The organism is Pelistega ratti, from assembly GCF_009833965.1.
GTDB lineage: Bacteria > Pseudomonadota > Gammaproteobacteria > Burkholderiales > Burkholderiaceae_B > Taylorella > Taylorella ratti.
Window position 1 is genome coordinate 1,995,791 of the sequence record NZ_CP047165.1, and the last position, 14,949, is coordinate 2,010,739.

Here is a 14,949-nt window from a genome sequence, read left to right on the forward strand (position 1 = left end):
CCTATGCTATATAATACTAACCAAAAAATCAGTTATATTAAGGGGAAAGGCTTTGTGGCGGTATCAGGCTCAAATTATGGTGGCGGTATAGAGGCAAGCGCCCAAAAAGGCAAAGGACGAGAAAACACCGATACCGTTACCCATCAGCTGATAGCACTTAAAGCCAATACCCTAAACCTTAGTACCCAAGGGGATACCACCCTTAAAGGGGCAAGCATTCAAGCCGAGACTATCAAAGCGGATATTCAAAAAAATCTGACGATTGAAAGTGAGCAAGATACCAATCGCCATAAGAGTAAACATACCCAAGGCAGTGTAGGGGCAAGTGCGGTTATCTCAGGCACAGGATCAGGGGCATCCTTTAATGCCTCGCATAGCAAAGCCAAGCTGAACTACCAATAAGTACACACCCAAAGTGGTCTTAACGCAGGACAAGGGGGAATGACGATTACCGTAGGGAATAATACCCACCTAAAAGGGGGTATTATTGATAGCACCGCTCCAGCGGATAAAAATACCTTTACTACTCAAACCTTAACGGCAGAGAATATCCTGAACCAAAGTGAAATTAAGGTACAAAGTGCCAGTGTAGGGGTATCCACTAATCCTCTACAAAATGCCTGGTCAGCGGTAGGAACAGCAGCCAGTGTTGTAGGAGGCAATATCCATAAAGAGGATAGCAGTACCACCTATAGTGTGATAGGTCAAAATATTTCGCTCAATGTGAAAGAAGGCTCAATCCCTGATAATATCAGACGAGATAAAGAAGGAGCAAATAATAAGGTACAGCTCTTCGATAAAGCAGATGCGCAAGAGCGAATGGAGATGGCACAAGTGATAGGTGAAATCAGCCAAAATACAATCACGATTGCCTTACAACACATGTTGGATAAAGCCGAAGCGGACAAAGTAGCGGCAGAAAAAGCCCTGAAAGACCAACCACTGACCTCTGCTCAAAGAGCTTACTATACAGAGCAACTTAACCGTGCTACAGAAACGATTAACAGTTATGGCAAAGGCAGTGACCTACAACTGGGTATCCGAGCAGCAACGGGTGTATTACAAGGCTTAGCCACCGGTAATACCAATGCGGCAATTGTGGGTGGATTATCCCCATTTTTAAATAAAGCGATTAAAGAAGCCACAACCGATAAAGCCACCAATAAAGTAAATTTCTTTGCCAATACCGTCGCCCATGCCATACTGGGGGCAGTGGAAGCCAAGATGCTGAACACTAATGAACTAGCAGGTGCAGCAGGTGCCGTGGTAGGAGAAACAACCGCCCATATTATTGCCGATAAACTCTACCAGAAATCCCCAGAAGCCCTCACGGAACAAGAGAAAGAAACCATTTCAGCACTTAGCCAAGTGGTAGCAGGATTAAGTGGCGTAGCCGTAGGGGATAACTTCCAGAGTGCTATTACCAGTAGTGAGATTGGTAAACGGGCGGTGGAGAATAATGCACTTGTACCTAATTATGGAGCATGGAGCAATATATCCAATTGGGGACCTGGAGCTACTTCTTTAGTACAAGTAGGTATTGAGAATGGAAAAACAGTAGAACAAATTAATCAGGATTTACAAGCCTATACAAGAAGAGATGGATTTGATGCCGGCATGAAAGATGGTATTCTTGTAATGGCAGGTATCCCTACAGTGGCAGGAACATTGGTCGTACCTGGATCTTGGGTAGGATATAGTAGATTCTTAAGTCCTTCTATTATTAATGGAGTATTAAATGTAGGTAAATCATATGGTGTAATGGCATCTGAATCAGTATCATCAGGTATAGCAACAAGTTATATTTTGAATTCTGATTATAAACAATCTAACTTATTATATGATTTATCTCTTGGTATATTAGTAGGTAAAAAATATGATGTAATGCAAAAATCTATGGGAACATCTAATTTCCTTATTAATAAATCTATGAGTGGATTAGGTTTTATAGAAAATTATTTTCTTGGTGAGGGGGTTTCAAAAAGTGCCTCTTATTATTTAGATGATAAAGATAAGATAATTTTTAATTTTTCTAAAAAAATAGAGGATAATGAATAAAATGTTAGTCTATCAGTCTCAAAGTAATAAAAGCAAAGGAAGGTTATCCCAAATTGCAGATTTTTTTGTAGGGGTAATAGTTTTTTTATTATTAAAACTTATCAATATTATCCAAAAACCTATTCAAAAAGATATTTCTAATAGTTTAAAATTAGCAGTATTTTTGTCCTTGATAATAGTCTTTTATGCAATACATTGTATAGCAATACAGACGTATAAAATTGAAATTGAAAAAATAATTTTTATTATTGTGTTAAGTTTTTTATTATGCTTTTTGGGGAGAGGACAGTTCCCTATTTGGATAAAAGTGAGTGACTTTCCAGATTTAATTCAAATTAAAGAAAATAATATTTCTTATCTTTCACATAGAAATAAACAAAAAACTATTGAAGAAAGTTTATATAAAATATTGTCAGAATTATACCCTGATAATATTGATACTAAAATTTCAGAAATAAATAAACTGTTTTTTAAAGGAATAACATTATCAATAGTTAGAAATGTTAGTTATTATATTTTGCTTCCAGAAAGAATTGATAATCAAAAAATTACTTATGATGATATCTATTGGTTTGATGAATTGATGCTTTCTAAATTAAAAGAGTATCCTTTTATGGTTAATTTTTTATCTTTTATTCCTTCAACGGTAAATACTCGATATGAAATTTTAGAAATTAAACCAAAATATTTATCAACTTTAAGTATTTTTAAAGGTGATATTTATTTTGAAAAAAAGATAGAAAAGTTAAACGAAAATATAAATATAGCATTCCCTAATGTATTATCTGTTGCAATTATTCTTGACTATCAAAAGTGGACAAAACCGACTCATAAAGGTTATTTATATTGTGGTTTATAGTTAAATCATATATTTAAGAGTGTATTTTATAAAACTTTCTTTTAGATATTTTATTTAAGATAGTAGCCCCCTACTTTTTATAAACCCTAGGGAAATCCCTGTAATACAAAGTAAAAACACCATAGAAATCGTGAAAATAGATTACAATATGCTTACTTATGAAATGCTGTGTGGGAGAGTGCAGTTTAGCTGCCACCGAAGGCGTAAAAACCCATAATCGCTCAGGTAAAAGTACGGCACAGCAAGCATAAAAATACTTCCCTATACTTTGAGTATTTTCAATGCAATGAGTACTCTGGAGAGACTTGCGTATAGCAAGCGCCGAAGGTGAATCATAAACTCTCAGGCAAATGGACAGAGGGGGCTTTTTTATATACAAGAGCTAGTCTCTATGTATCCTCTATAGTTTTTGTTTAGGAGCTTTTATGACTTCTGCTTCTTTAAAGCGTACAGCTTTATTTGATACCCATTTAGAATTTGGTGCCAAAGTAGTTGATTTTGGTGGTTGGGAAATGCCTATTTCGTATGGTTCACAAATTGAAGAACATCATGCTGTACGTAATAAGGCGGGTATGTTTGATGTTTCCCATATGCTTAATGTTGATGTGGTAGGGGCAGATGCTTATGCTTTCCTACGTAAATTGGTGGCTAATGACGTACAAAAATTAATTGCAACACCAGGTAAAGCACTTTATAGCTGCATGTTAAATCCATCAGCAGGTATTATTGATGATTTGATTATTTATTTCTTTGCTTTAGACCAATGGCGTGTAGTTGTCAATGCGGGTACAGCCACAAAAGATTTAGCATGGATGCAAGAACAAGCAAAAGGTTTAGATGTAACTATTACACCACGTCATGATTTGTCAATGGTAGCTGTTCAAGGACCACAAGCGCGTGAGATTGTATGGTCTATTCGCCCTCAATGGAAAGCAGCTTCAGAATCACTTACCCCTTTTAACGCTGCTCGTATTGATGAAAATACGATGGTAGCACGTACAGGCTATACAGGTGAAGATGGTTTTGAAATTATTGTTCCAAGTAGTGATGTAGTTGCTTTCTGGAAAGACCTTGCCGCTGCTGGTGTTCAAGCGTGCGGATTAGGAGCGCGTGATACTTTACGCTTAGAAGCAGGTATGAATCTCTATGGTCAGGATATGGATGAAGAGATTCAACCCTTCCAAGCCGGTTTAGCATGGACAGTAAGCCTTAAAGATGAGTCACGTGATTTTGTAGGACGTGATGTATTAACAAATAATCCCAAGCGTAATGCCTTCTTAGGGATTAAATTATTAGAGCGTGGCGTTGTTCGTGCACATATGAAAGTACGTGGAGCCAGTGGAGAAGGTGAAATCACCAGTGGTACAATGTCGCCTACATTGGGTTTTTCAATTGGTTTTGTTCGTATGCCAGAAGCGGCTAAGGCGGGCGATACTGTTGAGGTAGAAATCCGTGGTAAATGGCTGCCTGCTGTACTAACAACATTACCATTTGTTCGTAATGGTAAGGCCTTAGTGGAATAGTTTTTTTGTTTATGTCACGTGTGCAACGTGGCTTTTAATCTAGGAGTTAAAAAATGAGTTTACCTGAAGATCGTAAATATACAGCATCACATGAATGGGTTTTAAAAGAAGGTGATGTATTTGTTGTAGGTATTACACATGATGCACAAGACCAATTAGGTGATTTAGTGTTTGTGGGTGATGCTAAAGTAGGCGAAACACTTGCTGCTGGTGAAACAGCTGCTGTAGTTGAGTCTGTTAAAGCGGCTTCTGATATTTATGCCCCTGTTGCAGGCGAAGTGGTTGCTTTTAATGAAGCATTAGAAAGTAGCCCTGATTTAGTCAATCAAGATGCGTATGCTAACTGGATTTTCAAAATCAAACCAAGTAATCCAGCTGATTATGATGGTTTATTAAGTGCTGCTGACTATCAAGCACAAGCTTAGTTTAACCTTAAAATAAAGATTGGAAAAAATCATGTTGCACACACATATTGATCAAACAGAAGAGTTTGTCGGTCGTCATATTGGACCAAATGCGGAAGAGCAAGCTCATATGCTCAAAACGATTGGGGTTAATTCTTTAGATGAATTGGTTGATGAAATCGTTCCCAATAATATCCGCTTAAAAGAAGAGTTAGCTTTAGAAGAATCACGTACAGAGCCTGATGTATTGTCAGAATTACGTGAGATTGCGAGTGAAAATGTCGTTTATCGTAGCTATATCGGGCAAGGGTATTATGGTACAGATACACCCAATGTGATTCTTCGTAATGTTTTAGAAAATCCAGCTTGGTACACGGCTTATACACCTTATCAACCAGAAATTTCTCAAGGTCGTTTAGAAGCCTTATTAAACTACCAAACTATGGTGGTGGATTTAACAGGTTTAGATGTAGCTAATGCGTCGTTATTAGACGAAGGTACAGCCGCCGCAGAGGCAATGACATTAGCTCGCCGTTCATCTAAATCGAAAAGTAATGTTTTCTTTGTTTCTCAACACGTTCACCCACAAACACAAGAAGTGGTTCGTACACGTGCAAAACCATTAGGTATTGAGGTTGTTATCGGTGATGAGTTAGAAGGTCTTCCAGAATGTTTTGGTGTATTATTACAATACCCTCACAGCTTGGGTGAAGTCGTTGATTATCAACATTTTTGTGAACAGGCTCATGCTCAAAATACCATTGTAGCTGTTGCCGCTGATCTATTATCTCTGGCTATTTTAAAAGCGCCGGGTGAATGGGGTGCTGATATTGCAGTCGGTAGCGTACAACGTTTTGGTATTCCACTTGGTTTTGGTGGGCCTCATGCAGGTTATATGGCAACTAAAGATGCTTTAAAACGTACTATGCCTGGACGTTTAGTAGGGGTATCTGTTGATGCTCAAGGTAAAAAAGCATTACGTCTTGCGTTGCAAACCCGTGAACAACATATTCGCCGTGAAAAAGCCACTTCTAATATTTGTACTGCTCAAGTATTGCTAGCTGTAATGGCAAGTATGTATGCAGTTTACCATGGTGCTAAAGGTATTCGTGCGATTGCTCAGCGTATTTATTCAAGTACCTTTATTCTAAATGAAGCATTGGCACAAATGGGTGTTAATGTGGTGAATGAGCGATTCTTTGATACGCTACAAATTGAATCTGAAAAAGCACAGACTATTTTAGCGGTTGCTCTTGAGAATGGTATTAATCTTCGCAATGTAAGTCCAACAAGTGTTGCAATTTCATTAGATGAAACAGTTTCTTTGGCAGATGTACAAGAGTTAATTAATATTATTGCAGAAGCATTGGCTGTTGAGCCTGTTGATATCGATGATGTGATTGATTCAGACGCAGATATTGCTGTTCCTGCAGAAGTGGCTCGTCAAAGTGCTATTTTGACACAAGCTATTTTCTCAAGCATCAATTCTGAAACAGATATGTTGCGTTATCTTCGCCACTTATCTGATATGGATTTAGCGCTTGATCGTAGTATGATTCCATTAGGTTCATGCACGATGAAGCTCAATGCAACCGCAGAAATGATTCCTATCACTTGGCCAGAATTCTGCAATATCCATCCTTTTGCTCCTGATGATCAAGCAGAAGGGTATAGCATTTTATTTGAGCGTCTTAGCGAAGCACTTTGTGAAATTACAGGTTATGATGCGATTAGCTTACAACCTAACTCTGGTGCGCAAGGTGAATATGCTGGTTTATTAGCGATTCGTGCTTATCATCAATCAATGGGTCAAGCACAACGTAATGTTTGCTTAATTCCTGCCTCTGCTCACGGTACTAATCCAGCATCAGCTACTTTAGCGGGTATGGATGTTGTGGTAGTTGCTTCTGATAGTCAAGGTAATGTTGATGTAGATGACTTAAAGGTCAAGATTGCTCAAGTTGGTGATCGCCTTGCTGCCTTTATGATTACTTATCCTTCTACTCATGGTGTATTTGAAGAGCGTATTGTTGAAATTTGTGATTTAATCCATGCGGCAGGAGGTCAGGTTTACCTAGATGGGGCAAATATGAATGCCCTTGTTGGCTTGGCAAAACCAGGTTGGTTTGGTTCTGATGTATCACACTTTAACTTACACAAAACATTTAGTATTCCTCATGGTGGTGGTGGCCCAGGTGTAGGTCCTATCGGGGTGAAAGAGCATTTAGCACCATTCTTACCCGGTATCGTAGATGAACAAGGTAAGTTATCAGAAGATGAGGTAGTGGGGCCTGTATCATCAGCTCCTTTTGGTTCAGCAAGTATTCTACCTATCTCTTATGTTTATATTGCCCTAATGGGTGTCAATGGGCTGAAGAAAGCAACACAGGTGGCTTTATTAAATGCTAACTATATTGCGACACGCCTAGCACCTTATTACCCAGTGCTTTATAGTGGTCGTAATGGTCGAGTAGCACATGAGTGTATTCTTGATGTACGCCCAATTAAAGATAGTTCTGGTATTACGGTAGATGATATTGCAAAACGCTTAATTGACTATGGTTTCCATGCTCCTACCATGAGTTTCCCTGTTGCTGGTACTTTAATGGTAGAGCCTACTGAGTCAGAGGGTCTAAGAGAATTAGATCGCTTTATTGATGCGATGATTGCGATTCGTGCTGAGATTGCTCAAGTGGAAAAAGGTGAAGTAGATGCCAATGATAATGTGTTGAAAAATGCACCTCATCCTGCAGAAAGCTTATTATCAGAAGAATGGACTCATCCGTATTCTCGTAAAGAAGCGGCATATCCTGCAGGTATGGACCCACTCAATAAATACTGGAGTCCTGTTGCTCGCGTGGATAATGCATATGGTGATCGTCATTTGATTTGTACTTGCCCCTCAATTGAGGAATATGAATCAAAATAGATAAAGCATAATCTACAGTCAATAAAAAGCGGTGTATTAACACCGCTTTTTTATTTTGGCATTTTGTAGAAAAGAGAGTATTAAATACTTAAAACACACATAATTAAAATTTGTCTTGATCTTTAGTATATTGATTTTAGGCTTCTTCTTGATTGGTTTAAGATAAAAATAAATAGATAGAAAGCATGGTAATGTATAGTATTTTCTTGTTTGGTTTAAAAACTTGCTGATTTGTTATGATGCCCTTTTGAGTAAGGAACTATATTTTTCTTATAAGCAATAGTTAAATAAATATCTATTTTTATTATTTATCAATATAAACCATAATGTGGTGTAAACCTTTATTGAGATTTAATGGGGGGATTGCTACAATCATAGTACACAAATTGATTTGTTTATCACTTACTTATTTAGGACTTAAAATAATTGTCGTAAAAAGGGTGTAGATACAATAAATTGATTTTGTGCTTATTTAACGAAAGACAAAAGGAGTCTGGTTATGCGTTATGTTGATCCCAATAAAGAAGGTTCAAAAGTTCATTTTAAAGCCGTTTATGATAACTTTATTGATGGTAAATGGGTGCCGCCAGTAAAAGGCAGATATGTTGATAATATCTCACCTGTTGATGGGAAAGTATTTACAAAAGTCGCCTTATCAAGTGTTGAAGATTTGGAATTAGCACTAGATGCGGCACATAAGGCAAAAGAGAAATGGGGTAAAACCTCTCCTGCTGAACGAGCGAATATTTTATTGAAAGTAGCTGATCGTCTTGAAGCCCATTTAGAAACACTTGCTGTTGCTGAAACATGGGATAACGGTAAACCTGTTCGTGAAACATTAGCAGCAGATATTCCTTTGGCAATTGATCATTTCCGTTATTTTGCCGGTTGTATCCGTGCTCAAGAAGGGCATTTAGCTGAAATAGATGATGATACTGTGGCTTATCATTTCCATGAGCCACTTGGTGTTGTGGGTCAGATTATTCCGTGGAATTTCCCTATTCTGATGGCAGCATGGAAGATTGCTCCTGCACTAGCGGCAGGTAATTGTATTGTGATGAAACCTGCATTGCAGACCCCCGTAAGTATTTTGGTGTTAGTAGAGCTTATCCAAGATTTATTACCACCCGGTATTTTAAATATCATTAATGGTTCTGGCGAAGAAGCAGGTGCAGCGTTAGCAAGTAGCCCTCGTATTGCTAAAATTGCCTTCACTGGTTCTACACGTGTTGGTCAATTTATTATGCGTGCAGCAGCTGAAAATATCATTCCTATAACATTAGAATTAGGGGGTAAATCACCTAATATCTTCTTTGAAGATGTGATGGATAAGGAAGATGAATTCTTTGATAAAGCGTTAGAAGGTTTTAGTATGTTTGCCTTAAATCAGGGTGAAATTTGTACTTGCCCATCACGCGCTTTGGTGCAAGAAAGCATTGCGGATAAATTCCTTGAAAAAGCTATTGAACGTGTTAAAAGGATTAAAACAGGTCATCCATTAGACACTGAAACAATGATTGGTGCTCAAGCTTCTTTGGAACAACAGAATAAAATTCTGGGTTGTATCCAAATGGGTAAAGATGAGGGTGCTGTTTTATTAACAGGTGGAGCAGAGCGTAAAGAAATAGGTGAAGGTTTCTATATCGAACCGACAATCTTTAAAGGTGATAACTCAATGAAAATTTTCCAAGAAGAAATTTTTGGACCTGTGTTATCCGTAACAACCTTTAAAGATTTTGATGATGCTATGCGTATTGCGAACGATACAATGTATGGATTAGGGGCTGGTGTATGGTCTCGTTCTATTCATACCGCATATCGTGCAGGACGTACTATTCAAGCGGGTCGTGTATGGACAAATTGCTACCATATCTATCCAGCTCATGCGGCATTTGGTGGGTATAAAAAATCAGGTATTGGTCGAGAAACACATAAAATGATTCTTGGATATTATCAACAAACGAAGAATTTATTAGTAAGCTACTCACCAAAAGCGTTAGGATTCTTCTAATTCGTATTGTAGTATTCTCTTAATATTGGAATAGGGTGGGCTTATTAGCTCACCCTATTGTTTTTCTTATGTATTCTTTATGCTCTGAAGATGGGTAAGATTTTTAATGTTTCTCTATATCAGATTTTTTAACTTTAGGATTTGAATTTCCCCAGACCGTATAAAGATCTGCTAATAATGCACCATTAATTTCTTCAATATCTGCTTGAGAGACTTCTATATTACCTTGTTTGCCAAAAATAACCACTTCATCTCCTTCTTGTATATCAGGAAAATCAGTCACATCCACCATAGTGGTATTCATGGAGACTTTCCCGACTACAGGGACTTTATGACCACGGATAAGGACATAGCCTTTATTGGTAAAAGCACGGCGATAACCATCAGAATAACCAAAGGGTAAATTGGCGAGTAAAGAGTCCCTTTGTAGTGTAAAGGTACGATCATAACCAACGGTAGAACCTTTAGGGTAATGATTAATGTTGGCTACTCTTGATTTAAAAGACATAATTTTCTTATATTCAGTATGACTAGGGATAGAATCACCATAAAGCAATCCTCCAGGGCGTACCATATCTAAATGTGATTCTGGTACAGTTAGCGTTGCATAAGAATTAGCGGCATGTAATATTAATTGTTGGCGATTAAGTTGAGCATTACTGATAAGCCAATCAGTATCATGTGTAAATTGAGCTAAATCTTTTTGAATAATATCTTTATCTTCCTCGGGGAAATGCGTCATTATGCCTATGATAGAAAGATGGGGAAGTTTGGTGATATCAATCGCTTCTTGCCTACCCCTTTCTGTTGTCATATCTATTCCATTTCTATCCATACCTGCTGAATTAAGGGCAAGATGAAAATGTATTGTTTTTCCTGCTTCTTTTGCTAAGTGATTGATAGATTGAGCTTGCGTTAAATCACCAATGAGTTCTTCCATATCGTACTGCATCCCATCTTTTATTTCATTTAAGGTAGCTGAACGAACACGGACAATTTTTCCTTTGTAATGATGAGCACGAATAATACGTGCTTCTTCATTACTGGCAATACCGATACAAGGAATATCCATTTTAATAATAGAGGGCATTAATAAATCAATACCATTTCCGTAAGCATCTGCTTTCATAATGGCACAAATTTGAGATTTCCCCTTTAGTTGCTTTTGTAAGGTGGCTAGATTATCTTCAAAAGCTTGTGTATCAATTTCGAGCCACGCATTGGCATACTGGTTAATAGCTTGAGTAGGTAATTGCCCTTTAAATGAGAGGGGAGGGGCTGCAAATGTAGTTGATGCAAAAGAGAAAGTAAGACAAATAGCTAATACTGAATAAGAAAACTTCACTATAAACTCCTAAGAAAATAAGTAAGTGATTTTAGTTATTCTATAGAAAGTATTTTCCTATTGATATGCGTATTTATCCTATTATATTGTTCAGAGGTAATTATCTTCTATTTATATAATCACTAAAGGAATACCGAATTACCGATTTATTGAGTTGAGAGAAAAAGGTATAGCTATACCTATATCGTATTGGTGATAATAGAAGAGGTGATCAAAATATACTAAAAATTTGTACTTTATGAATATGAACTATTTATGGTGGTGTTCTATCACTATAGACTATCAATACCTAACGTTCATAAACCACAAAGTCAAATGCTAAGCCGTTTTGAGGGGGTTGTGAATGACGTGATACTTCTTTCCATTGTGTTTTATCAAGAATAGGAAATGCCGTATCGCCATCTATATCAGAATAAATTTCAGTCGCATAAACCTTATCGGCAAAAGCGAGTGCTTGTCGATAGATTTCACCTCCACCAATAATAAAGATAGTGTTGTTTTCAGCTTGTGCCAGTTTAATAGCTTCTTCAAGTGAGTGGGCAATCTGTGTCCCTTCTGCTTGATAATGTGTATCACGGGTAATAGCAATATTAAGACGACCCGGTAGAGGGCGACCAAGGGATTCTCTTGTTTTTCTTCCCATAATAACAGGATATCCCATCGTTGTTTTTTTAAAATAAGCTAAGTCAGCAGGTAAATGCCATGGCATTGTGTTGTCTTTACCAATAATATGTTTTTGGTTATAGGCGACAATAATATTAATACTCATTTGATACACTTTATAAAAAATCTACACGGCAACAGGTGCTTTAATATGAGGGTGATGTTGATAATTCAGAATCTCAAAATCCTCATATTCATAATCAAAAATAGAGGCAGGTTTACGTTTAATATGTAAAGTAGGATAGGGAAAGGGATCTCGAGAAAGTTGCTCTTTGACTTGTTCAAAATGATTGCTATAAAGATGGCAATCACCCCCAGTCCAAATAAAATCCCCTACTTCAAGATCACATTGTTGCGCCACCATATGTGTTAATAAAGCATAGCTTGCAATATTAAAAGGAACGCCCAAGAAAATATCGGCACTACGTTGATAGAGTTGGCAAGAGAGTTTGCCCTCTGCTACATAGAATTGGAAAAAAGCATGGCAAGGTGGGAGTTTCATTTTACTGATTTCAGCAACATTCCATGCAGAAACAATCAAACGGCGAGAGTCAGCATTATTTTTAATTTGCTCAATAACTTGGCTAATTTGGTCGATATGCTGTCCATCAGGGGTAGGCCAGCTCCGCCACTGTACCCCATAAACAGGGCCTAGATTACCGTCTGTATCTGCCCATTCGTCCCAAATAGTAACCCCTCTTTCTTGTAACCAACGAACATTAGAATCGCCACGTAAGAACCAGAGTAATTCAATAAAAATACTTTTCGTATGAAGTTTTTTGGTCGTTACCATAGGAAAACCTTCTTGAAGGTTAAATCGCATTTGATAACCAAAGACAGACCGTGTTCCTGTACCCGTTCGATCTGTTTTACTCACACCATGTTCAAAAACATGACGCATTAAATCTTCGTATTGGTGGGAGCTCATAATAATCCTTGACTAAGAGTGTGTTTCTTCAATAGAGACGCTATAGCTAATAGTGGCTGTTTTTTCGAGCATCGCAATAGCTGAACAATATTTATCATGTGCACGTTTGGCGGCTCTATTTACAATATGTGCTTCTAATGCTTTTCCTATTACCGTAAAGTGAAAGTGAATATGGGTAAATACCTTTGGGTGTGTACTATTCATCTCTGCGGTGATATTGACTAGGCAACGACTAATATCTTGTTGGCTATGTTTAAGAATAACAACCACATTTGATGCTGCACAACCGCCAGCACCACTCAGTAATAATTCCATAGGACTTGCCGCTAGATGCTGATGGCTATCTAATGCACTATCCATCGTGATACGATACCCACTATCTGTTTGTGCGATAAAGAGCATACCATTGGCATTATCCCATTCAATAGCACATTGCATGAAGATGCCTTTTACAAGTAATGAAATACGTTTATTATACCCAGAAACTTAGTCGATAAGCAGGAAAGCGATACGATGAAATAAGTCTTTTCAATATATAAGTGTTAAAAATTATTTTTATCCATTGATATTAGGGGAGGTAGCTGTTTTATTTTGCCAATATGATGTTGGTGCTTGTCTGTTTTTATAGTGAGTTATTGTAAATAAAGGATAATAAGCAAAAAAAAGCCCAAAACCTTGCGGCTTTGGGCAAAATCCACCAAAGGAGGAGGGTGGAGGAGACAACTGTAGATGGACCTAACCATCAATGATTGTATTATGACAGCTTTCAAAAAGAAAAGCAAGAAAAAATAGGTAGAAACCCTAATAAAGTTGTAAAAAAGCACTAATGATAGTAGGGATTTGATTTTTTACATTTATGGTTAAGATGTATAGGAGTCTCTCAAAATAGATTATCCGTAAGAAGGATTTTGAAATATTTTCTTATGCAGATTACACACGAACAGTGTAATTCAAGCTAATATAATAGACAACAGAATGGTACTTACTTATTTAAATGATACTATGTACTGATTAATTAACTCGTATAGATGGGTAAGATAAAGGGTTATTGATACCCTTATTATTGGATAAAGTTGTGTCAATATCATTACATTATTTATATGTTGCTTTAACCGCCTTTATGGTAGGTGGGTTAATTGTTTTATCAGAGCGTTGGCATGGGCGTTTTACTGGGGATTATGATCTTGATAAACCTCAAGCGTCTCATAAAACATCAACCCCTAGAGTAGGGGGACTTGCTGTATTTGCAGGTACGTTGGCGGGGTTATTGGTTTGGGGAAAACCAGACAATATGACCTTACATTGGTTATGGCCTGCGTTGTTTGTGGCTTCTTTGCCTGTCTTTGGTGCGGGTATTCTTGAAGACGTTACCAAAGATGTTGGGGCGGGTAAACGACTTTTAGCTGCCTTTATCTCTGCGGCGATTGCATGGTGGTTCTTTGGTGGCGTTAGCCGTGTGGGGGTAGAGGTATTTGATTATCTCTTTAGTTTCTGGTTTGTTTCTTTACTCTTTACGGTGGTTGCTGTTGGAGGCTGTACCCATGCATTAAACCTTGTGGACGGGATGAATGGGCTTGCCTCTATGGTATCGGTATTGATGTCAGTATCCATTGCTTTAGTCGCCTATCAAGTAGGGGATATGGCTGTTTTCACAATTGCCTTGTCGATGTCTTCTGCTATTGCAGGGTTTTTTGTGTGGAATTTTCCTTTTGGACGTGTTTTTTTAGGAGATGGCGGCGCTTATTTTATTGGATTCGTATTGGCAGAGTTAGCTGTCTTGTTAGTGATGCGTAATCCATCTGTTTCTGCGTTCTATGCTTTGGCTGTCTTGTTTTACCCCGTTTTTGAGACCCTATTCTCTATCTGGCGACGCAAATTTAAACGAGGTGTACCAGTCGATCAGCCTGATGCCTTACATTTACATCAGCTTATCTTTCGCCGTTTAGTACAGAAAACATTTAATCGAGAAGGAAAAGAAATTCCTCTTTATCTTTGCAATGCCTTAACATCGCCTTATCTCTGGATATTAGCTTTAGTGAATCTTGTCCCAGCTACTTTATTTTGGGATAATACCTTATTATTGTGTGGAGGAATGTTACTTTTCTCTGTGTTATATGTTTGGCTTTATTCAAGATTGGTGAAGTGGCGTAGTCCTAAATGGCTTTTATTGTCATCAGGGTTGGATAAACGGTAATAAATAGAACTATAAATGCGTATTTTTAGGGATAC

The 14,949-nt window shown here is 37.6% G+C and carries 12 protein-coding genes and 2 riboswitches; of the genes, 8 read left to right on the top strand and 4 right to left on the bottom strand.

Annotated elements, in window-relative coordinates; all coding sequences use genetic code 11:
* The first annotated feature begins 3 nt into the window (after positions 1-3).
* The 7 genes from F9B76_RS08690 to exaC all read left to right on the top strand — a co-directional run bounded on the left by F9B76_RS08690 (position 4) and on the right by exaC (position 9,784).
* Positions 4-402: a hemagglutinin repeat-containing protein gene (locus F9B76_RS08690; RefSeq protein WP_159991763.1), complete on the top strand. Its 399-nt coding sequence runs from the start codon at positions 4-6 to the stop codon at positions 400-402.
* A gap of 39 nt (positions 403-441) precedes the next feature.
* Positions 442-2,058, top strand: a complete 1,617-nt coding sequence (locus F9B76_RS08695; RefSeq protein WP_159991764.1) for a VENN motif pre-toxin domain-containing protein — start codon at positions 442-444, stop codon at positions 2,056-2,058.
* A complete protein-coding gene (locus tag F9B76_RS08700) occupies positions 2,051-2,917 on the top strand; it encodes a hypothetical protein (protein WP_159991765.1) in 867 nt (288 codons plus the stop codon). The genes F9B76_RS08695 and F9B76_RS08700 overlap by 8 nt, the downstream gene beginning before the upstream one ends.
* Positions 2,918-3,078: 161 nt before the next feature.
* A riboswitch (glycine riboswitch) is annotated at positions 3,079-3,164 on the top strand.
* A gap of 38 nt (positions 3,165-3,202) precedes the next feature.
* A riboswitch (glycine riboswitch) is annotated at positions 3,203-3,285 on the top strand.
* A 57-nt stretch (positions 3,286-3,342) separates the two neighbouring features.
* A complete protein-coding gene (gene gcvT / locus F9B76_RS08705) occupies positions 3,343-4,440 on the top strand; it encodes a glycine cleavage system aminomethyltransferase GcvT (protein WP_159991766.1) in 1,098 nt (365 codons plus the stop codon).
* 53 nt (positions 4,441-4,493) lie between these two features.
* On the top strand, positions 4,494-4,865 hold the full coding sequence (gene gcvH / locus F9B76_RS08710; RefSeq protein WP_159991767.1) for a glycine cleavage system protein GcvH: 372 nt from the start codon (positions 4,494-4,496) through the stop codon (positions 4,863-4,865).
* Between the two features lie 31 nt (positions 4,866-4,896).
* The gene (gene gcvP / locus F9B76_RS08715; RefSeq protein WP_159991768.1) at positions 4,897-7,773 is read left to right on the top strand and encodes an aminomethyl-transferring glycine dehydrogenase; all 2,877 of its coding nucleotides are present in this window, start codon (positions 4,897-4,899) and stop codon (positions 7,771-7,773) included.
* Between the two features lie 499 nt (positions 7,774-8,272).
* Positions 8,273-9,784, top strand: coding sequence for an acetaldehyde dehydrogenase ExaC (exaC, locus tag F9B76_RS08720; RefSeq protein ID WP_159991769.1), 1,512 nt, complete (start codon positions 8,273-8,275; stop codon positions 9,782-9,784).
* 103 nt (positions 9,785-9,887) lie between these two features.
* On the opposite strand, the gene alr is transcribed toward exaC, so the two are convergent.
* The 4 genes from alr to F9B76_RS08740 all read right to left on the bottom strand — a co-directional run bounded on the left by alr (position 9,888) and on the right by F9B76_RS08740 (position 13,158).
* On the bottom strand, positions 9,888-11,129 hold the full coding sequence (alr, locus tag F9B76_RS08725) for an alanine racemase (protein ID WP_201289302.1): 1,242 nt from the start codon (positions 11,127-11,129) through the stop codon (positions 9,888-9,890).
* Between the two features lie 289 nt (positions 11,130-11,418).
* Positions 11,419-11,898 (bottom strand): dihydrofolate reductase, encoded by a 480-nt coding sequence (locus F9B76_RS08730; RefSeq protein ID WP_159991770.1) that lies wholly within the window; start codon positions 11,896-11,898, stop codon positions 11,419-11,421.
* Between the two features lie 21 nt (positions 11,899-11,919).
* Positions 11,920-12,720: a thymidylate synthase gene (locus tag F9B76_RS08735; RefSeq protein ID WP_159991771.1), complete on the bottom strand. Its 801-nt coding sequence runs from the start codon at positions 12,718-12,720 to the stop codon at positions 11,920-11,922.
* A gap of 12 nt (positions 12,721-12,732) precedes the next feature.
* Positions 12,733-13,158 carry an OsmC family protein gene (locus F9B76_RS08740; RefSeq protein WP_159991772.1) on the bottom strand — a complete coding sequence of 142 codons (426 nt, stop codon included), beginning with the start codon at positions 13,156-13,158 and terminating at the stop codon, positions 12,733-12,735.
* 682 nt (positions 13,159-13,840) lie between these two features.
* On the opposite strand from F9B76_RS08740, the gene F9B76_RS08745 reads away from it, so the two are divergent.
* Positions 13,841-14,914: an MraY family glycosyltransferase gene (locus tag F9B76_RS08745; protein ID WP_159992175.1), complete on the top strand. Its 1,074-nt coding sequence runs from the start codon at positions 13,841-13,843 to the stop codon at positions 14,912-14,914.
* The last annotated feature ends 35 nt before the right edge of the window (positions 14,915-14,949 follow it).

What these genes read in the sequence shown, in the direction of transcription:
- F9B76_RS08690 (WP_159991763.1), top strand. Translation starts at nt 4, where the DNA reads ATGCTATATAATACTAACCAAAAAATCAGTTATATTAAGGGGAAAGGC.
- F9B76_RS08695 (WP_159991764.1), top strand. Translation starts at nt 442, where the DNA reads ATGACGATTACCGTAGGGAATAATACCCACCTAAAAGGGGGTATTATT.
- F9B76_RS08700 (WP_159991765.1), top strand. Translation starts at nt 2,051, where the DNA reads ATGAATAAAATGTTAGTCTATCAGTCTCAAAGTAATAAAAGCAAAGGA.
- gcvT (WP_159991766.1), top strand. Translation starts at nt 3,343, where the DNA reads ATGACTTCTGCTTCTTTAAAGCGTACAGCTTTATTTGATACCCATTTA.
- gcvH (WP_159991767.1), top strand. Translation starts at nt 4,494, where the DNA reads ATGAGTTTACCTGAAGATCGTAAATATACAGCATCACATGAATGGGTT.
- gcvP (WP_159991768.1), top strand. Translation starts at nt 4,897, where the DNA reads ATGTTGCACACACATATTGATCAAACAGAAGAGTTTGTCGGTCGTCAT.
- exaC (WP_159991769.1), top strand. Translation starts at nt 8,273, where the DNA reads ATGCGTTATGTTGATCCCAATAAAGAAGGTTCAAAAGTTCATTTTAAA.
- F9B76_RS08730 (WP_159991770.1), bottom strand. Translation starts at nt 11,898, where the DNA reads ATGAGTATTAATATTATTGTCGCCTATAACCAAAAACATATTATTGGT.
- F9B76_RS08735 (WP_159991771.1), bottom strand. Translation starts at nt 12,720, where the DNA reads ATGAGCTCCCACCAATACGAAGATTTAATGCGTCATGTTTTTGAACAT.
- F9B76_RS08740 (WP_159991772.1), bottom strand. Translation starts at nt 13,158, where the DNA reads ATGCAATGTGCTATTGAATGGGATAATGCCAATGGTATGCTCTTTATC.
- F9B76_RS08745 (WP_159992175.1), top strand. Translation starts at nt 13,841, where the DNA reads ATGGTAGGTGGGTTAATTGTTTTATCAGAGCGTTGGCATGGGCGTTTT.